General features: G+C 68.8%; 20 protein-coding genes. 17 read left to right on the top strand and 3 right to left on the bottom strand.

Annotated features, from left to right (window positions below):
- The first annotated feature begins 3 nt into the window (after positions 1-3).
- The 8 genes from AVS7_RS19560 (at position 4) to AVS7_RS19525 (ending at position 5,526) form a co-directional block, all read left to right on the top strand.
- Positions 4-987, top strand: coding sequence for a tripartite tricarboxylate transporter substrate binding protein (locus AVS7_RS19560; protein ID WP_020229752.1), 984 nt, complete (start codon positions 4-6; stop codon positions 985-987).
- A 58-nt stretch (positions 988-1,045) separates the two neighbouring features.
- Complete coding sequence (locus AVS7_RS19555) at positions 1,046-2,236, top strand: PLP-dependent aminotransferase family protein (RefSeq protein ID WP_020229751.1); 1,191 nt, start codon at positions 1,046-1,048, stop codon at positions 2,234-2,236.
- 16 nt (positions 2,237-2,252) lie between these two features.
- The gene (locus AVS7_RS19550) at positions 2,253-3,020 is read left to right on the top strand and encodes a lysozyme inhibitor LprI family protein (RefSeq protein ID WP_024001910.1); all 768 of its coding nucleotides are present in this window, start codon (positions 2,253-2,255) and stop codon (positions 3,018-3,020) included.
- Between the two features lie 5 nt (positions 3,021-3,025).
- On the top strand, positions 3,026-3,247 hold the full coding sequence (locus tag AVS7_RS19545; protein ID WP_020229750.1) for a SlyX family protein: 222 nt from the start codon (positions 3,026-3,028) through the stop codon (positions 3,245-3,247).
- A gap of 3 nt (positions 3,248-3,250) precedes the next feature.
- Positions 3,251-3,514, top strand: coding sequence for a DUF1653 domain-containing protein (locus AVS7_RS19540; RefSeq protein ID WP_020229749.1), 264 nt, complete (start codon positions 3,251-3,253; stop codon positions 3,512-3,514).
- A gap of 64 nt (positions 3,515-3,578) precedes the next feature.
- Positions 3,579-4,577 (top strand): aldo/keto reductase, encoded by a 999-nt coding sequence (locus AVS7_RS19535; RefSeq protein ID WP_020229748.1) that lies wholly within the window; start codon positions 3,579-3,581, stop codon positions 4,575-4,577.
- The gene (locus tag AVS7_RS19530; RefSeq protein ID WP_020229747.1) at positions 4,577-5,023 is read left to right on the top strand and encodes a CopD family protein; all 447 of its coding nucleotides are present in this window, start codon (positions 4,577-4,579) and stop codon (positions 5,021-5,023) included. The genes AVS7_RS19535 and AVS7_RS19530 overlap by 1 nt, the downstream gene beginning before the upstream one ends.
- 44 nt (positions 5,024-5,067) lie before the next feature.
- Positions 5,068-5,526 (top strand): DUF2721 domain-containing protein, encoded by a 459-nt coding sequence (locus AVS7_RS19525; protein WP_020229746.1) that lies wholly within the window; start codon positions 5,068-5,070, stop codon positions 5,524-5,526.
- On the opposite strand, the gene ytfE is transcribed toward AVS7_RS19525, so the two are convergent.
- The gene (gene ytfE, locus AVS7_RS19520; protein ID WP_020229745.1) at positions 5,527-6,255 is read right to left on the bottom strand and encodes an iron-sulfur cluster repair protein YtfE; all 729 of its coding nucleotides are present in this window, start codon (positions 6,253-6,255) and stop codon (positions 5,527-5,529) included.
- A gap of 93 nt (positions 6,256-6,348) precedes the next feature.
- Here ytfE and AVS7_RS19515 point away from each other — a divergent pair, with 93 nt between their 5' ends.
- Complete coding sequence (locus tag AVS7_RS19515) at positions 6,349-6,831, top strand: Rrf2 family transcriptional regulator (RefSeq protein WP_020229744.1); 483 nt, start codon at positions 6,349-6,351, stop codon at positions 6,829-6,831.
- Between the two features lie 82 nt (positions 6,832-6,913).
- Here the strand turns inward: AVS7_RS19515 and AVS7_RS19510 are convergent, their stop codons facing one another.
- Both AVS7_RS19510 and AVS7_RS19505 read right to left on the bottom strand, forming a co-directional pair.
- On the bottom strand, positions 6,914-8,434 hold the full coding sequence (locus tag AVS7_RS19510; protein WP_020229743.1) for a diguanylate cyclase: 1,521 nt from the start codon (positions 8,432-8,434) through the stop codon (positions 6,914-6,916).
- A 104-nt stretch (positions 8,435-8,538) separates the two neighbouring features.
- Positions 8,539-9,513 (bottom strand): NADPH:quinone oxidoreductase family protein, encoded by a 975-nt coding sequence (locus tag AVS7_RS19505; protein ID WP_020229742.1) that lies wholly within the window; start codon positions 9,511-9,513, stop codon positions 8,539-8,541.
- Between the two features lie 138 nt (positions 9,514-9,651).
- On the opposite strand from AVS7_RS19505, the gene surE reads away from it, so the two are divergent.
- The 8 genes from surE to rlmN all read left to right on the top strand — a co-directional run bounded on the left by surE (position 9,652) and on the right by rlmN (position 17,024).
- Positions 9,652-10,428 (top strand): 5'/3'-nucleotidase SurE, encoded by a 777-nt coding sequence (gene surE / locus AVS7_RS19500; protein ID WP_020229741.1) that lies wholly within the window; start codon positions 9,652-9,654, stop codon positions 10,426-10,428.
- Positions 10,428-11,207 (top strand): protein-L-isoaspartate(D-aspartate) O-methyltransferase, encoded by a 780-nt coding sequence (locus AVS7_RS19495; RefSeq protein WP_034691266.1) that lies wholly within the window; start codon positions 10,428-10,430, stop codon positions 11,205-11,207. The genes surE and AVS7_RS19495 overlap by 1 nt, the downstream gene beginning before the upstream one ends.
- 11 nt (positions 11,208-11,218) lie before the next feature.
- Complete coding sequence (locus AVS7_RS19490) at positions 11,219-12,124, top strand: peptidoglycan DD-metalloendopeptidase family protein (protein ID WP_034691265.1); 906 nt, start codon at positions 11,219-11,221, stop codon at positions 12,122-12,124.
- A 9-nt stretch (positions 12,125-12,133) separates the two neighbouring features.
- Positions 12,134-13,129 carry an RluA family pseudouridine synthase gene (locus tag AVS7_RS19485; protein WP_020229738.1) on the top strand — a complete coding sequence of 332 codons (996 nt, stop codon included), beginning with the start codon at positions 12,134-12,136 and terminating at the stop codon, positions 13,127-13,129.
- 156 nt (positions 13,130-13,285) lie between these two features.
- Positions 13,286-13,981, top strand: coding sequence for an SMC-Scp complex subunit ScpB (gene scpB, locus AVS7_RS19480; protein ID WP_024001906.1), 696 nt, complete (start codon positions 13,286-13,288; stop codon positions 13,979-13,981).
- The gene (locus AVS7_RS19475; RefSeq protein WP_020229736.1) at positions 13,978-15,303 is read left to right on the top strand and encodes a pseudouridine synthase; all 1,326 of its coding nucleotides are present in this window, start codon (positions 13,978-13,980) and stop codon (positions 15,301-15,303) included. The genes scpB and AVS7_RS19475 overlap by 4 nt, the downstream gene beginning before the upstream one ends.
- Before the next feature lie 92 nt (positions 15,304-15,395).
- On the top strand, positions 15,396-15,821 hold the full coding sequence (gene ndk / locus AVS7_RS19470) for a nucleoside-diphosphate kinase (protein ID WP_020229735.1): 426 nt from the start codon (positions 15,396-15,398) through the stop codon (positions 15,819-15,821).
- 75 nt (positions 15,822-15,896) lie between these two features.
- On the top strand, positions 15,897-17,024 hold the full coding sequence (gene rlmN / locus AVS7_RS19465; protein ID WP_034691264.1) for a 23S rRNA (adenine(2503)-C(2))-methyltransferase RlmN: 1,128 nt from the start codon (positions 15,897-15,899) through the stop codon (positions 17,022-17,024).
- Positions 17,025-17,092: the final 68 nt, after the last annotated feature.

Below are 17,092 nucleotides of genomic sequence, written 5' to 3'. Positions count from 1 at the left end.
GCCATGGCCTTGCTTTCCCGTTCCCGCTTTCTCGCCTGCCTCGCCGCCGGCGCTGCCGTCCTGGCCGCGCCAGCGGCCTTCGCGCAGCACTACCCGGACCGGCCGGTCAAGCTGATCGTGCCTTTCGCGCCCGGCGGCGCCACCGACATCCTGGGGCGGCTGCTGGCCACGGGCCTTTCGGACAAGCTCGGCCAGCCCGTGATCGTCGAGAACCGCCCGGGCGCGGGCACGGTGGTTGCGGGCGGCATCGTGGCCAAGGCGCCGCCCGACGGCTACACGCTGTTCCTCGGCGCCAGCACTACGCTCACGCACAACCCGGCCATCCGCACGTCGCTGCCCTACGACCCGCTGCGCAGCTTCACGCCGCTGGGCCTGGTGGCCGACATGGGCCTGGTGCTCGTGGCGCACAACGACACGCCGGGCCGCACGCTGCAGGAGCTGGTGGCGCTGACGAAGGCCGCGCCCGACAAGTTCTCCTACGGCTCGTACGGCACGGGCTCGTCGGTGCACTTCGGCGGCGAGATGCTCAAGACTGCCACGGGGCTCAAGGCCATGCACGTGCCGTTCAACGGCAGCTCGCCGAGCCTGACCGCGCTCATGGGTGGCCAGGTGCAACTGGCGGTGGACACGGTGGTGGCCACCACTCCGCTCATCAAGGCCGGCAAGATCCGCCCCATCGCTACACTGGGCGGCCAGCGCCTGCCGCTGCTGCCCCAGGTGCCTACGGTGGCGGAGAGCGGCTATCCCGGTTTCCACATGGACACGTGGTTCGCTTTCCTCGCGCCCGCCGGGCTGCCCGCGCCGATCCGGCAGAAGGTGGAGAAGGCCCTGGCCGACGTGATGGCCGATGCCGCGCTGCGCCAGAAGCTGGTGGACATCGGCCTCTCGCCCGCCTGGGGCCCGGGCAGCGCGCTGCAGGAGCGCATCGAGCGCGAACTGCCGCTGATGCGCGCGGTGGCGGCGCGCTCGGACATCCGGGTCGACTGACCCCGGCGCGCGGCGCATTGGCGACAATGGCGGCTTTGCCACCCTTCGCCACCGTCCCATGCAATTCGCCGACCGTCTGAACAACGTAGAAACTTCCGCCATCCGCGAGCTGTTCAAGCTGCTGGGCAAGCCCGGCATCATCAGCTTCGCGGGCGGCTTTCCCGACAGCGCCATGTTCGACGTGGACGGCATCCGCGAGGCCAGCCAGCGGGCCCTGGCCGAGGAGCCCGGCTCCGCCCTGCAATATGGCGCCACCGAGGGCTACCAGCCGCTGCGCGAGCAGCTCTCGGCCTTCATGGCCGCCAAGGGGGCCAAAGACGTGGCGCCCGAGCAGCTCATCGTCACCACGGGCAGCCAGCAGGCGCTGGACCTGCTGGGCAAGACCCTGATCAGCCCCGGCGACAAGGTGATCGTCGAGGGGCCCACGTTCCTGGCCACCATCCAGTGCTTCCGCCTCTACGGCGCGGAGCTCATCAGCGCGCCCATCGACGGCAACGGCGTGAAGACGGACGAGCTGGAAAAGCTCATCGCTGAACACCAGCCCAAGTTCGTCTACCTGATCCCCACCTTCGGCAACCCCAGCGGCGCCATGCTGAGCCTGGAGCGACGCAGGAGGGTGCTGGAGCTGGCCGTGAAGTACCAGACGCTGATCGTCGAGGACGATCCCTATGGCGACCTGTACTTCGGCGACGCCCCCCCGCCCAGCCTGCTCGCGCTCACGCCCGAGGTGCCGGGCAGCCGCGATCTGGTGGCGCACTGCGGCAGCTTGAGCAAGGTGCTCTCGCCCGGCCTGCGCGTGGGCTGGCTCATCGCGCCGTCCGAATTGCTGGCCAAGGCCACGATGTGCAAGCAGTTCAGCGACGCGCACACCAGCACCTTCGCCCAGGCCACGGCCGCGCAGTACCTCAAGGCCGGCCGCATGCCCGGCACGCTGGCCCATGTGCGCGCCGTGTACGCCGAGCGCGCCCAGGCCATGGGCGACGCGCTGCGGAGCGAACTCGGCGCGGCCGTCGAGTTCGTCCAGCCGCAGGGGGGGCTTTTCGTGTGGGCGCGCCTCACGGGTGCGACCGGCGCGGTGGCCGATGGCAACGTGCTCGCCAAGCGTGCCATCGACAAGGGCGTGGCTTTCGTGCCGGGCACGCCGTTCTTCTGCGCCAACCCCGACCACGCCACGCTGCGCCTGTCCTTCGCCACGGCCGGCGTGGACAAGATCCGCGAAGGCGTGGCGCGCCTGGGCCAGGCCGTTTGAAGTCGCCTGCCTGAAGATGAAGACGCTGGCGCCTTCTGTGCTGCTGTGGCTGGGGCTGCTGTGCGGCATGGTGGCCCGAGCCGAGGAGCCGGCCGTGCCTGCCCCCGGATTCGACTGCCAGCGGGCCGAGAAGGTGGTGGAGCATTGGGTCTGTGCCAACGCCGGGCTGATGCAGGCCGACCAGCGCTTGACGGAGGCCTACAGAACCGCGCAGGCCAAGCCCGACGGCGACGCCGCACTGGCCGCCCTGCGGGCCGGCCAATTGCGCTGGCTGCGCGTGCGCAACCGCTGCGAAAGCCAAGGCTGCGTGGCCGAAGCCTATGCACGGCGCACCGCCGAGCTGCAGGCATCCAACCGCCGTGTGCTGGCGCTGGACGGCAAGGCATTCGTGCCGGTGTTCTCGCGCACGCTGGCGCAGGTCAACGATACGCGGGCCGTGCATGGCATTCCGCTGCGGCGCGCGCAGCCCACGGCTATCCAGGTGGAGCTGTTCATCGACCCGCAAGATGCCCGGCCCTGGCGAGAGGGCGGCCCGGGTGCGCGCATCGCGTGCTGGCCGCCAGACCGGCGTGAGGGCTATGCGTCACGCTTCCACTACGAGGCCCGCTCATGGGGCGATGCATTCCGTCCTGTCGAGCGCGGCGGACGCCATGGCTTCATCCTGCTGCGATTCGTGCTGGGCAAGGACTTGCCGCTGAACGAAGACATCCTTTGCACTGTGGCGCTGACCGAGTGGCTGCTGGATCAGCCCAGCCAGCTTCATCTGGTCGAATCCACATACTGACCGCCATGCACGACGACACGCAAAACCCAGCCCAGCGCATCGAAGCGCTGGAGATCAAGGCCAGCTTCACCGAAGATCTGCTGGACCAACTCAACCTCACCATCTACCGGCAGCAACAGCAGATCGACCAGCTCGCGCGCGAGGTGGCGCAATTGCGCCAGCAGGTGCCCGAAGGCGGCGGCGCGACCGTGCGCAATCTGCGCGACGAGCTGCCTCCCCACTACTGATCCATGAACGACGACGACCTGCCTGCGCTGCCGCGCACGCCCCCTGGCCTGTACCGCCACTACAAGGGCATGCTCTACGAGGTGATCGACACCGTGCGCCACAGCGAGACGCTGGAGCCCATGACGCTGTACCGCGCGCTCTACGGCGAGCGCGGCCTGTGGGTGCGGCCCGCCGCGATGTTCGAGGAACAGGTGCTGGTGAACGGGGCGCTGCGCCCGCGTTTCGAGAAATGCCCGGGTGAATCCCCAGTGAAGGATTCAAGCTAAATCGGCCTTCAGCGCTTACTGGTCAAGCGCAAGCAGCTCATTATTTGATAGCGAAAGGTTTCCCATGCAATACCGCCGCCTCGGCAAGAGCAACCTGCAAGTCTCCAACCTGTGCCTGGGCACGATGATGTTCGGCGACCAGACCGGCGAGGCGGAGGCCGCCTCCATCGTCGCGCATGCGCGCGAGCACGGCGTGAACTACATCGACACGGCCGACGTGTACACCAAGGGCGCGTCCGAAACGATGCTGGGCACGCTGCTCGCGGGCCAGCGCCACGACTGGGTGCTGGCGACCAAGCTGGGCAACAAGATGTCCGACCGCGTGAACGAGAGCCGCTATTCGCGCGCCTGGATGCTGCGCGAGGTGGAGGCGAGCCTGGCGCGCCTGCGCACCGACCACGTGGACATCCTCTACCTGCACCGCGACTACGAGGGCATGGATCTGGAGGAACCGCTCTTCGCCATCGACGCGCTGCTGCGCGCGGGCAAGATCCGCTACTGGGGCCTGTCCAACTTCCGCGGCTGGCGCATCGCCGAGATGGTGCATGGCGCGCGCCGCCTAGGCATGCCCGGCCCGGTGGTCTGCCAGCCGTACTACAACCTGCTCAACCGCATGCCCGAGGTCGAGATCCTGCCCGCCTGCATGCATTACGGCCTGGGCGTGACGCCCTACAGCCCCGTGGCGCGCGGCGTGCTCACCGGCAAGTACCTGCCGGGGCAGGCGCCCGCCGAGGGCTCGCGCGCCGCGCGTGGCGACAGGCGCATCACGGAGACCGAGTTCCGCGAGGAATCGCTCGCCATCGCCCAGCGCCTCAAGGGCCATGCCGAGGCGCGCGGCGTGACGCTCGCGCAGTTCGCCACCGCGTGGGTGCTGGCGCACCGTGCCGTCAGCGCCGTGATCGCCGGCCCGCGCACGCTGGCGCAGTGGCAGGACTACCTGCCCGCGCTGGATTACACCGTCACGGCGGAGGACGAGGCGCTCATCGACAGCCTGGTCGCGCCCGGCCACCCCTCCACGCCCGGCTATACCGACCCCGCCTACCCGCTGGCGGGGCGCCGCTGATGTACCACGCCATCTTCGCCCTGCACGTGCTGGCCGCCACCGTGTGGACGGGCGGCCACCTCGTGCTCGCGCTCACCGTGCTGCCGCGCGCGCTGCGCCTGCGCGCGCCGCAGGTGCTGCTCGATTTCGAACGCAGCTACGAGCGGCTGGGCATGTCGGCACTGGCCGTCCAGGTCGCCACGGGCCTGTGGATGGCGCTGCAGCTCGTGCCGGACTGGACGCAGTGGTTCGCCCCCAACGCGCCGCTGGCGCGGGCCGTGGCGCTCAAGCTCATGCTGCTGGCGGCCACGGCGCTCGTCGCGCTGCATGCGCAGCTGCGCGTGATCCCCCGGCTGAGTGCGGCGACGCTGCCGCTCATGGCGTGGCATGTGGCTGCGGTCACGCTGCTGTCGGTGGGGTTCGTGCTGGCGGGCGTGGTGTTCCGCTACGGCGGGCTGGCGGCGTGACGGCGGGATAATCACGCGCTCCGTTCCCACCGTACGTGCTTTCCATGCCAGCCGTCCTTGACGCCAACGCCATCACCCATGGCATCCAACTCGCCGTCGCGCCCGTGTTCCTGCTCACGGCCGTCACCGGCATGATCGCGGCGGTGGCCGGGCGCCTCGCGCGCATCATCGACCGTGCGCGCATCGTGGAGGATCAGGCGCGGGCCAGCACCGACCCCGAATTGCTCGCGCGCTCCTATGCCGAGCTGGCCACGCTGCGCACGCGTGGGCGCATGACCAACGTGTGCATCGGGCTGCTCACGCTCTGCGCCTTTCTGATCGGGCTGACCATCATCCTGCTGTTCCTCGGCGAGATCATGGGACTGCAGGCCGTGCGCCTGGCCGTGGTGGGATTCCTGGCCGGGGTGCTGTCGTTCCTGCTGGCGCTGGTGCTCTTCCTGTCCGAGACCGTGATGGCCACGCGGCTGCTGGACTTTCACCTGCTGCAGCAGCCGCCGCGCTGATCACCGCCCCCCGCTGCAGCCGCGGCCGCCGGAGCCGCCGCAGCTTTGCGCGGCGGCTTCGAATTGCGGGAACAGCACGTTGTTCTCCAGGTGGATGTGGTTGATCAGGTCGTCGCTGAGCTGGGCCAGCCCAGCGTACAGCGCGCGCCAGGTGTTGCACGCTTCGGGCGGCGGCGTGATGTCGTTGGTCAGCCGCGCCACTTCGGCCAGCGCCTCGCCGTGGTCGGTGTGCTCGCTGCGCATCATGCCGATGGGCTGCACCACGAAGGCGTTGCCGCCCGTGCGCAGCATGGGGAACAGCACGGCTTCTTCCTTGTGCATGTGCGACAGCAGCTCGCCGTGCATGGCCTCCAGCGTGTCGGCCAGGCCGTGCGGGGTGTTCGGGTTGCCGCGGTGCACGGCCTCCACGCGGCGGGCCATGCGGATCAGCTCGGGCAGCTGGGCGCGGTGCACCTCGTGGTAGCGCGCCAGGATGTGGTCGATCAGCTCGGCGGGCGTGCCGGCGTCGGGCAGCGCGGTAGGGCGCTGCAGGGCGGAAAGCTCTTCCACCAGTGCCGGCAGGTCCAGTCCCTTCTCGCCGGCGGCCTGGCGAAGGCTCACCTGGCCGCCGCAGCAGAAATCGAGCTTGAGGCGGCGGAACACGGCGGTGGCGCCGGGCAGTTGCACGGCGATCTGGCCGATGGCTTGGCCGGGATCGATGGCGGGTGCGGCGGAGACGACGGCGTTCATGTGGGGTGTCCTTTTAAAGGTTCATTTGGTGTGAATATTTTAATTCGATAAAATCCATTGCGTGTGAATCTTTGCGTTGCGCGGGGCAATACCATGCGACTGACCCAGTGGACCGACTACACCTTGCGCGTGCTCATGTACTGCGCCGCCTGCCAGGAGCGGGAGCAACCCGTGACCATCAGCGAGGTGGCCGAGGCGCATGCCATCTCGCGCAGCCATTTGACGAAGATCGTGCAGCAGCTCGCGGCTGAGGGGCTGCTGGACACCACCCGCGGGCGGGGCGGTGGCATGCGGCTCATGAAGTCCGCGTCCGAGATCAACCTGGGCACGGTGGTGCGCATGACCGAAACCGATTTCGACATGGTCGAATGCTTCAACGCGGACATGAACCAGTGCCGCATGAGCGGGCGCTGCCGCCTGCAGAGCGTGCTGGGGCAGGCCACGCAGGCCTATCTGGCCGTGCTCGACGGCCTGACGGTGGCGGACCTCGTGGACCCGTCCTTCGCGGGCGGCCGGGCCGCCAAGGCCGCCGCGCAGCCCTTGTCGTGGGTGCCGGGCCTGCCCGTGACGGGCTGAAGAAAATACATATGAAAAAGGGCTCCAGCGCTTGTCCAGCAAGCGCGAGCAGCTCTCTATTCGATAGTAAACGCCAGAAGCCCTAGGCCGCCACCACGCGGTTCTTGCCGGCGCGCTTGGCCAGGTACATGGCCTGGTCGGCGCGGCGCAGGGCGTCCGTGCTGCGCTCCTCGTCGTCGACCTGCGCCACGCCCGCGCTGAAGGTGATGAGCACGCGCTCCTGGTCTTGCAGGAAGTAGCGCGTCGTGAGCTCGCGCTGCAGGCGCTTCATGGCTTCCACGGCCTGGGCAACGCCGGTGTCGGGCAGCAGCAGCACGAACTCCTCCCCGCCGTAGCGCGCCAGCTGGTCCTGCGGGCGCATGACCTGGCGGGTGACGTCGGCCAGGTGCTTGAGGGCCGCGTCGCCCCCCGTGTGGCCCAGCCGGTCGTTGATGGCCTTGAAGTCGTCCAGGTCCAGCAGGGCAACGCACAGCGGCGAGCCGTTGCGCCGGGCGCGCGCCACCTCGCGGTCGATGGCTTCGTCCAGACCTTTGCGGTTGAGCGAGCCCGTCAGCGGGTCGTGCCGCGCCTGGGCGCTGGCGTGCTCGAGCTCCTCGCGCAGCTGGTCGATCTCGGCACGCTTGGCGTCGGTGCGTTCGCGCAGGTCGTGCAGTTCGCTGCGCACCATGCGGCTGTTGAGGGCCATGGCCCGCGTGGCGGCCATCACCTCCTCGAGCAGCGGCGTGAGCTCGTGCAGCTGGGTGGCCTGGCCGATGCGCTCGGCGCAGTTTTCCAGCTGCTCGTGGTAGGCGGTGCTGGACTCGTCCATCTGCGCCAGCCGGTCGATGAAGGTGGCCAGCAGCTCCTTCATCTGGCCCTGGGCCTGCACCGTGCGCTCGCGCGCCTCGGTCTGCCGGAAGATCACGTCCTTCAGGCGCCGCTGCACGTCGTCGAGCCGCCGCAGCGTGAGCGGCGGGGTGGCGGCGGCCTGCAGCGCCTCGGCCTGGCCCTGCAGCCAGCGGTCGTCTTCGCTCAGGGCAGCGATGTTCTCGAACACCATGTGCAGCAGCCGCAGCAGGCCGGCACGGATGGCCGCCTGGTCCTCGGCGGCGAAGGACAGGCGGTAGCCGAAGTTGTTCAGCAGCAGCTCCGCGGTGGACACGGGCGGCGCCGGCTGGCGCAGGAACTGCGTGAGCTGCGCGGCCATCTCGTGCACGCGGGCGTCGTCTTCGCCCAGGGCGGGCAGGGTGTTGTCCACGAGGCGCGCCAGGTGCTCCGCGAACTGGGCCGGCAGGTGGGTGCTTGCGGTCTCGGGTGCCGCGGCTGCGGCCACCGGTGCGAGTCCCAGGTTGGCGTAGCCCACCAGCACGTTCTGCAGCGCGGCCCAGTCCTGGGCCGCCACGGCGGATTCGAAATGGTCCAGCAGGCGCTTTTGCGCCGGGGTCTGCCCCGGCAGCACGCGCATGATCTGGCGCAGCGGCACTTCGGGAAAGAGTGCGGCGCCGGGATGGCCGGACACCTCGCTGTACAGCGTGTGGTAGTTGTCGGGCGTGGGGGCCAGCCGGCGCGTGGCCAACAGCTTGAGGGTTTCACGCGCGATTTCGGAAGGGGATTTGACGGCCATCTGCGGCGGCTGGCGAGGAGATGCGGCCAAGTGTGACAGAGCGTTGCGGCCTTGGATAGCGCGCGCCGCGCGGCATGGGCGCCGCGTTGCAACGCCACAGCGCGTCAGTTCACCAGCACCAGCTTGCCCTTGACAGCACGGGACGCCATGTGCGCATAGGCGCCGTGCAATTGCGACATGGGCATGGTGCGGTCGATCACGGGCTTGATCTTGCCCTGGGCATACCAGCGCACCAGCTCGCCCATCATCGCGGCGTTGGCCTGCGGCTCGCGCTTGGCGAATTCGCCCCAGAACACGCCGACGATGGAGGCGCCCTTGAGCAGGGGCAGGTTCAGCGGCAGCGCGGGGATGGGCCCCGAGGCGAAGCCGATCACCAGGTAGCGCCCGCGCCAGGCGATGGAGCGGAAGGCGGGTTCTGCCAGGTCGCCGCCCACGGGGTCGTAGACCACGTCGGGGCCTTTGCCGTCCGAAAGGGCCTTGACGGCCTCGCGCAGGTTCTCGCTGGCATAGTTGATGACGGCGTCCGCGCCGACCTGCAGGCACAGGTCGCACTTCTCGTCGGTCGAGGCGGCGGCGATCACGCGTGCGCCGGCCGCCTTGGCGATCTGGATGGCAGCCGTGCCCACGCCGCCGGCCGCGCCCAGCACCAGTACCGTCTCGCCCGCCTGCAGCCGGGCGCGGTCGATCAGCGCGTGGTACGACGTGGCGTAGGTCATGATGAAGGCCGCTGCATCCACGTGCGAGAAGTCTTCGGGCAGCGGGATGCACAGCTTGGCAGGGGCGATGGCGTGGGTGGCGAAGCCGCCCGTGCCTGTCAGACAGGCCACGCCCTGGCCGGGGCGCAGGTGGCTCACGCCCTCGCCGACGGCCTGCACCACGCCCGCGTATTCCGAGCCGGGCACGAAGGGCAGCGGTGGCTTGATCTGGTACTTGTTCTGCACGATCAGCAGGTCGGGGAAATTGAGGCTGGCGGCGTGGATCCCGATCAGCACCTCGCCGGCCTTGGGCGTGGGCGTCGGCATCTCGGTCCAGGTCAGGGCCTCGGCTCCGGTGGGGTGGGTGCAAAGCCAGGCGTGCATGGAAGGGTCTCCTGTCGTGTCATGGAAATGGCTGGGGCGCATGATAGGGCGCGCGCCGCGGGGCGCTTTGTCCCTTGAGCGACGGCCCGCTTGTGCGGGCGGCGCACCTACAATGCGCCCCATCGCAGCACCGTGACCATGAAGATCCTCATTTCCAACGATGATGGCTACCAGGCGCCCGGTATCGTGGCGCTGCATGATGCCCTCAAGACCGTCGCCGACGTGGAGGTGGTCGCTCCCGAACACAACAACAGTGCCAAGTCCAACGCGCTGACCCTGCATTCCCCGCTGTACGTGCACCAGGCGCCCAACGGCTTCCGCTACGTGAACGGCACCCCGGCCGACTGCGTGCACATCGCGCTCACAGGCTTGCTGGGCTACCGGCCCGACCTCGTGGTCTCGGGCATCAACAACGGCGCCAACATGGGCGACGACACCATCTATTCCGGCACGGTGGGCGCCGCCATGGAGGGCTATCTCTTCGGCATTCCCGCCATCGCGTTCTCGCAGGTGGACAAGGGCTGGGGCGAGATCGAGTCCGCCGCGCGCAAGGCGCGCGAGATCGTCGAGCAGATGCAGGCGCACAAGCTGGTGGGCGAAGCGCCATGGCTGCTCAACGTGAACATCCCCAACATGCCCTGCGAGGCGCTGCGCCCGCTGCGGCTGTGCCGCCTGGGGCGGCGCCATGCCGCGCAGCGGGTGATCGAGCAGCAGAGCCCGCGCGGCGAGGTGATGTACTGGATCGGCGGCGCGGGCGAGGCCAAGGATGCCGCCGAGGGCACCGATTTCCATGCCACGGCGATGGGCCACGTGTCCATGACCCCCCTGAAGGTGGACCTCACCGACCACGACAGCCTGGGCTATTGGGCACAAACGGCCGCGCGGCTGGTGCCCCAGGCGGACGGGGTGCCGTGATGCAGCGCAGGCCCGGATTCCCGGCGCGCCTCGATGGCCGGCAAGGGCCGTCGGCGCCTGCGGCGGCGTCTGCGACGCGTGCCGGGCGAGGCGCCGCTGCGCCGGCTCCCGTGCCGCAGGGCCTGGGCCTCGATTCGGCCGCGGTGCGTGCGCGCATGGTGCAGCGGCTGGCGGCGTCGGGCATCACGGCGGCACCGGTGCTGCAGGCCATGGGCACCGTGGAGCGCCATCGTTTCGTCGATACCGCGCTGGTGAACCAGGCCTACGAAGACACGAGCCTGCCGATCGGCCTGGGGCAGACCATCTCCAAGCCCAGCGTGGTGGCGCGCATGACCGAACTGCTGCTGGGCGCCGAGTGCGCGCGGGCGGCGGGGCTGGGGCGCGTGCTGGAAATCGGCACCGGCTGCGGCTACCAGGCCGCCGTGCTGGCCCGCCTGGCGCGCGAGGTGTATACCATCGAGCGGCTGCGTGCGTTGCACGAAAAGGCACGGGACTACCTGCGGCCGTTGCGCCTGGCGAATGTGCACCTGATCCTGGGCGACGGCATGCTGGGGTACGCCGCCGGGGCACCCTATGCGGGCATCATCTCCGCCGCCGGCGGCGAGAGCCTGCCGCAGCAGTGGTGCGACCAACTGGCCATGGGCGGCCGCCTGGTGGCGCCCCTGGCAGGGGGGGGCGGGCGGCAGGTGTTGCTCGTTGTTGACAAAACCCCGCAGGGTTTGAAGCAAAGCGTGCTCGAGGCCGTGCATTTCGTCCCTCTAAAATCAGGGATTGCCTGAAGGAATTGCTTATGTTCGTATCGCGTGGTCTTGTGGCTTGGGGTTGTGCAGTGCTGGTCGGCGGCTTGCTGGCGGGCTGCGGCACTCCGGTGAACAGGGCGCCGGTCGAGGACCGCGGCACCTATGCCGCGGGCAGCTCGGGCAGCCAGCCTGTGGCGGCGACCCCGGCCCCTGAGGTCAAACTCCTGCCGGGTGCGGAAAACGCCGGCAAGCCCGGCTACTACACCGTCAAGCCGGGGGATACACTGATTCGCATCGGCCTGGAGAGTGGGCAGAGCTGGAAAGACATCGCCCGCTGGAACAACCTGGAAAACGCCAACCTGATCGAGGTGGGACAGGTGCTGAGGGTGGTGCCGCCCGTCGCTGCGACGACCGCTACGGCCGTCGCTTCCGACACGGGCGTGGTCACCCGCCCGGTGGCGTCGGTTACCGTGGCCCCGGCATCGGCGGCCAGCACGCCCAAGCCTGCCGCCTCCGCGCCGGTTGCTGTTCCCGCACCTGTCGCGGCACCCGCCACGCCGGCTCCGGCCGTGGCGGCTTCTGGTGCGGACGACATCGGCTTCATCTGGCCCTCGTCGGGTAGCCTGATCGCCGGCTTCGACGAGGCGCGCAACAAGGGGTTCGACATTGGCGGCAAGGCGGGGGACCCCGTGCTGGCCGCTGCCGACGGCCGTGTCGTGTATGCTGGCGCGGGGCTGCGAGGCTATGGCAACCTGGTCATCCTCAAGCACAACAACACCTACCTCACGGCCTACGCCCACAACCAGACCCTGCTGGTCAAGGAAGACCAGAACGTGCGCCGGGGCCAGAAGATCGCGGAGATGGGCAGCACCGATGCCGACCGCGTGAAGCTGCACTTCGAGATCCGCCGCCAGGGCAAGCCGGTGGACCCCGCGCGCTACCTGCCTTCCCGCTAAGGCGCGCCTGTGGCCGAAGGCGGGCAGACCTGGCCCGAGGACGAAGAGGAACGCGATTTACCTGGTGCGGCAGAGACGGAGCTGCGCGCGCTGGTCGTGCCTGCGGAGCAGCACGGCGTTCGCCTGGACAAGGCGCTGGCCGACCTCGTTCCCGAGTTCTCGCGCAGTTATCTGCAGCAATTGCTTGCACAGGGGCTGGTGCGGCTCAACGGCCAGGTTGCGGCCAAGCCTGCGCTCAAGGCGAAGGCGGGGGATGGCATTGCCGTGGAGATGCGCCCCACGCATCAAAGCCAGGCGTTCAAGCCCGAGACGCTGCCGCTGGACGTGGTGCACGAAGACGAACACCTGCTCGTTGTCAACAAGCCGGCGGGGCTGGTGGTGCACCCGGCGCCAGGCAATTGGAGCGGCACGCTGCTCAACGGCCTGCTCGGCCGGGACCCGCAGGCAATGCATGTCCCGCGCGCGGGCATCGTGCACCGCCTGGACAAGGACACCAGCGGCCTCATGGTGGTAGCGCGCAGCCGCGCGGCCATGGATGCCCTGGTGCGCATGATCGCGGCGCGCGAGGTCAGCCGCCAGTACCTCGCGCTCGGCTGGGGGGGATGGTCGGGGCAGGCGCACCGCAGCGTGCAGGCGCCGATAGGCCGCGACCCGCGCAACCGCTTGCGCATGGCGGTGGTGGACCTGCGTGCCCACCCGGGCAAGGAGGCGCGCACCGATATCGACCTGCTGGATGGCTCGCAGGAGGTGTGCCTGGTCCGATGCACGCTGCACACCGGCCGCACGCACCAGATCCGGGTGCACATGGCCTCGATCCGTCATCCGCTGGTGGCGGATGCCTTGTATGGCGGCAACGAGGGGGGCGGACTGCACCGCCAGGCGCTGCATGCCTTCCGCCTGGCGTTCACGCATCCGGTGACGGGCCAGGCGATGGAGTTCCGCGCACCCTTGCCCGGCGACATGCAGCAGGCGCTCGGTTCCTGGGGGCTGCGCTACAATCCGTAGTGACGGCTGTTCTGCCGTGGGCGCCTGGCGGCACTTCATGCCGGCGCTGATGACAAGGTGCGATGCCGTTCGCTGCATTCCGCGCCGCAAGATGCTCTCCAATCCCTGGCATGTGCCCGTCTCTGCGCGCGGCACCTTACCCGGAACTGCTGGACCATGAATACGGTGGATGCCAAACGGGTTCTAGAAACCGCGTTGATCTGTGCCCCGCAGCCCGTCTCGATCCGCGAACTGCGAACCCTGTTCGATGACGCGCTGGGATCGGATACGGTCAAGACGCTGCTGCTCGAGCTTCAGCAGGACTGGGCATTGCGCGGGGTGGAACTGGTGCAGGTGGCCACGGGCTGGCGTTTCCAGAGCCGGCCCGAGATGCGGGAGTACCTGGACCGGCTGCATCCGGAAAAGCCGCCGCGCTATACCCGCGCAGCGCTGGAGACCCTTGCCATCATCGCCTACCGCCAGCCCGTGACGCGCGGGGACATCGAAGACATACGGGGTGTCACGGTCAACAGCCTGATCATCAAGCAGCTGGAGGACCGCGGCTGGGTCGAAGTGATCGGACACCGCGAGACGGTGGGCCGCCCGGCGCTGTTTGCCACGACGCGGCAGTTCCTGGACGACCTGGGGCTGCAATCGCTGGACCAGTTGCCCACGCTGGAAGACCCTGGTGTGCAGGCCAGCATGTTCGAGGCTTTGGGCGCACCGCCCGAGGAGGGGGCGCAACAGCAGGAGCCGCCGTTGGAGACAGCGGAAGAAGACGGCTCCACGAATGACGAGGGCGCGCCGCCTGATGAGGCAGACGCGCATGATGACGACGGCACCCAGGTGGGTGCCGCAGGAAATGAACCATGAACGATTCCAACGACGTTCCGGCCGCCGGGCCGGGGAGCGATGCGCCGAAGGCGCGCAGGCCGCGCACGCGCAAGCCCGCCAAGACACAGGACGCGGCACCGCAGGCTGTGGACACTGCCGCTGAGGGTGCTCCCATGGGAGAGCCTGCGCTCCAGGAGGGCCATGCCCTGGAAGCCGAGGCCAAGCCAGCCCAGCGTACGGGAGACGCTTCGCGCGACGATGGCTACCGTTTCGACGACGTGGTGTCCGGCCGGCTGGATGAAGACGACGCCGACGCCAAGCTGGCGCCGCCCAAGCGCGTGCTGCAGCCGCAGGTCGAAACACCCAAGCTGCACAAGGTGCTGGCGCAGGCCGGCATGGGCTCGCGCCTGGAGATGGAGCAGCTCATCCTGGAGGGGCGCATCTCCGTGAACAACGAGCCGGCCCATATCGGGCAGCGCGTGCAGTATGGCGACCAGATCAAGGTCAACGGCAAGCCCATCCGCTTCCGTATCGCGCCGCCTCCGGTGCGGGTGCTGGCCTACCACAAGCCGGTGGGCGAGGTCGTCACGCACGACGATCCGCAGAACCGTCCCACGGTGTTCCGCAAGCTTCCGCGGCTGACGCAGGGCAAATGGCAGTCCGTGGGGCGTCTGGACCTGAACACCGAAGGACTGTTGCTGTTCACCAGCTCCGGCGAACTGGCCAACAAGCTGATGCATCCGCGTTTCGGCCTGGAGCGCGAATATGCCGTGCGGGTGCTGGGCGCCCTGAGCAGCGAAGAGAAACAGCGGCTGCTCGACGGCGTGGCGCTGGAGGATGGCGTGGCCTCCTTCGGCTCCATCGAGGAGGGCGGCGGCGAAGGCGTCAACTGCTGGTACCGGGTCACGATTTCCGAGGGGCGCAACCGCGAGGTGCGGCGCATGTTCGAATCGGTGGGGCATGCCGTGAGCCGCCTGATCCGCATCCGCTACGGCGCCATGATGCTGCCGCGCGGCCTCAAGCGCGGGGCCTGGCTGGAATTGGATGAGCGCGACATCCGCGCCTTGATGCAGGCCGTGGGCATCGCGCCCGCCGGCCCTGGCAAGGGCGGGGCGTCAGGCCGTGGGCCCGGGCCGAAGAATGACCGCCGGGGCGGCGGCGCCCGCAACCGCATGGATACGGGCCCTGCGGCCGGGGGCGGCCGCGGCAAGCCCGCCGCCCAGCGCGGGGGGCGTTCGTCGGGGACGTCGCAGCCGGATCCCATGAGGACCTCGGTCGGCTATATCGGCGCAGACAGCTTTTCCCGGCAGCGCACGCAACAACGCCAGCGCGATGGCGGACCACGCCGCGGCGGCCGGTAGGGGATTGGCGAAAAGCTAAAATCCCATGTTTTGCCTGCCGGGCCTGCCTGCCGGGCGAAAAAACACCGCAATACCTACAGAGGAAAATCAACATGGCTATCGAACGCACCCTTTCCATCATCAAGCCCGACGCCGTCGCCAAGAACGTGATCGGCCAGATCTACGCCCGTTTCGAGGCCGCCGGCCTGAAGATCGCCGCCGCCCGCATGGCCCATCTCTCGCGCGCCGAAGCCGAGCAGTTCTACGCCGTGCACAAGGAGCGTCCCTTCTTCAAGGACCTGGTGGACTTCATGATCTCCGGCCCGGTGATGATCCAGGTGCTGGAAGGCGAGAACGCCATCCTGAAGAACCGCGAACTCATGGGCGCTACCGACCCCAAGAAGGCCGCTCCCGGCACCATCCGCGCCGACTTCGCGGACAGCATCGATGCCAACGCCGTGCACGGCTCCGACGCCGCCGAGACTGCACAGGTCGAAGTGGCCTTCTTCTTCCCCGCCCTGAACGTCTACGCACGCTGATGCAGTGGTTCCAGGCGCAAGGCCGGCGGCCCGGCACCTGGAACGCACGGATGGGGGTGAATGACCGATAGCGCCATGACCACGAACCTTCTGGACTTCGACCTGGATGGGATGGCCGCTTTTTGCGAGCGGCTGGGGGAAAAGCGCTTTCGGGCCACCCAGTTGTTCCGCTGGGTCCATCAGCGCGGAGCGAGCAGCTTCGACCAGATGAGCGACCTGGCCAAGTCCTTGCGCGAGAAACTCAAGGGTTGCGCCCACGTGACGGGCCTGCCCGTGATCAGCGAGCACGTGTCCGCCGACGGCACCATCAAGTGGCTGTTCGACGTGGGGGGCGGCAACGCGGTGGAGACCGTCTTCATCCCCGAGGACGACCGGGGTACCCTGTGCATTTCTTCGCAGGCAGGGTGCGCCGTGGGATGCCGCTTCTGCTCGACGGGGCACCAGGGCTTCAGCCGCAATCTCACCACCGGCGAAATCATCGCCCAGCTCTGGTATGCCGAGCACGCGTTGCGCCAGCGCCAGCGCCAGGGCCATGGCGAGCGCGTGATCTCCAATGTCGTGATGATGGGCATGGGCGAGCCGCTGCAGAACTACTCGGCCCTGGTGCCTGCGTTGCGCATCATGCTCGACGACCATGGCTATGGCCTTTCGCGGCGCCGCGTGACGGTGTCCACCTCCGGCGTGGTGCCCATGATGGACCGCCTGGCGCAGGATTGCCCCGTGGCGCTGGCTGTCTCCCTGCATGCGTCCAACGACGCCCTGCGTGATTCGCTGGTGCCGCTGAACCGCAAATATCCCTTGGAGGAACTGCTGGCGGCGTGCCGGCGCTACCTCGACCATGCGCCGCGCGACTTCATCACGTTCGAATACTGCATGCTGGACGGAGTCAACGACCAGCCCGAGCATGCGGCCCAGTTGATCGCCCTCGTGGACCCGAAGACGGCGCCCGGGGTTTCCTGCAAGTTCAACCTGATTCCCTTCAACCCGTTTCCCGCGTCGGGCCTGCGCCGCTCTTCCGCGGCGCGCGTGTCGGCTTTCGCCAAGATACTGAGCGACGCGGGTATCGTGACCACGGTGCGCAAGACGCGCGGCGACGACATCGATGCGGCGTGCGGCCAGCTGGCCGGGGACGTGAAGGACCGGACGAAGGTGTCGGAGCGCATGGCCAAGCTCCGGACCATCGAGCTCAAGCCCATCACCTGACGGTGTGCTTTTCATCGAGGGGAGACTATTCATGACGGCGTGGGGAATGAGACGGGGCGGCCGATGCC

It is taken from the genome of Acidovorax sp. MR-S7 (assembly GCF_000400995.2).
Classification (GTDB): Bacteria; Pseudomonadota; Gammaproteobacteria; order Burkholderiales; family Burkholderiaceae_C; genus MR-S7.
The sequence above is the reverse complement of the archived record's forward strand: the minus strand, read 5'-3'. Positions and strand labels throughout refer to the sequence as shown.

Bases quoted from the DNA above. Each gene is read 5' to 3' on its own strand.
- AVS7_RS19525 (WP_020229746.1), top strand. From the start codon at position 5,068: ATGCCAGCCGTCCTTGACGCCAACGCCATCACCCATGGCATCCAACTC.
- ytfE (WP_020229745.1), bottom strand. From the start codon at position 6,255: ATGAACGCCGTCGTCTCCGCCGCACCCGCCATCGATCCCGGCCAAGCC.
- AVS7_RS19510 (WP_020229743.1), bottom strand. From the start codon at position 8,434: ATGGCCGTCAAATCCCCTTCCGAAATCGCGCGTGAAACCCTCAAGCTG.
- AVS7_RS19535 (WP_020229748.1), top strand. From the start codon at position 3,579: ATGCAATACCGCCGCCTCGGCAAGAGCAACCTGCAAGTCTCCAACCTG.
- rlmN (WP_034691264.1), top strand. From the start codon at position 15,897: ATGACCACGAACCTTCTGGACTTCGACCTGGATGGGATGGCCGCTTTT.
- ndk (WP_020229735.1), top strand. From the start codon at position 15,396: ATGGCTATCGAACGCACCCTTTCCATCATCAAGCCCGACGCCGTCGCC.
- AVS7_RS19545 (WP_020229750.1), top strand. From the start codon at position 3,026: ATGCACGACGACACGCAAAACCCAGCCCAGCGCATCGAAGCGCTGGAG.
- AVS7_RS19540 (WP_020229749.1), top strand. From the start codon at position 3,251: ATGAACGACGACGACCTGCCTGCGCTGCCGCGCACGCCCCCTGGCCTG.
- scpB (WP_024001906.1), top strand. From the start codon at position 13,286: ATGAATACGGTGGATGCCAAACGGGTTCTAGAAACCGCGTTGATCTGT.
- AVS7_RS19555 (WP_020229751.1), top strand. From the start codon at position 1,046: ATGCAATTCGCCGACCGTCTGAACAACGTAGAAACTTCCGCCATCCGC.
- AVS7_RS19490 (WP_034691265.1), top strand. From the start codon at position 11,219: ATGTTCGTATCGCGTGGTCTTGTGGCTTGGGGTTGTGCAGTGCTGGTC.
- AVS7_RS19475 (WP_020229736.1), top strand. From the start codon at position 13,978: ATGAACGATTCCAACGACGTTCCGGCCGCCGGGCCGGGGAGCGATGCG.
- AVS7_RS19550 (WP_024001910.1), top strand. From the start codon at position 2,253: ATGAAGACGCTGGCGCCTTCTGTGCTGCTGTGGCTGGGGCTGCTGTGC.
- AVS7_RS19505 (WP_020229742.1), bottom strand. From the start codon at position 9,513: ATGCACGCCTGGCTTTGCACCCACCCCACCGGAGCCGAGGCCCTGACC.
- surE (WP_020229741.1), top strand. From the start codon at position 9,652: ATGAAGATCCTCATTTCCAACGATGATGGCTACCAGGCGCCCGGTATC.
- AVS7_RS19495 (WP_034691266.1), top strand. From the start codon at position 10,428: ATGCAGCGCAGGCCCGGATTCCCGGCGCGCCTCGATGGCCGGCAAGGG.
- AVS7_RS19530 (WP_020229747.1), top strand. From the start codon at position 4,577: ATGTACCACGCCATCTTCGCCCTGCACGTGCTGGCCGCCACCGTGTGG.
- AVS7_RS19560 (WP_020229752.1), top strand. From the start codon at position 4: ATGGCCTTGCTTTCCCGTTCCCGCTTTCTCGCCTGCCTCGCCGCCGGC.
- AVS7_RS19515 (WP_020229744.1), top strand. From the start codon at position 6,349: ATGCGACTGACCCAGTGGACCGACTACACCTTGCGCGTGCTCATGTAC.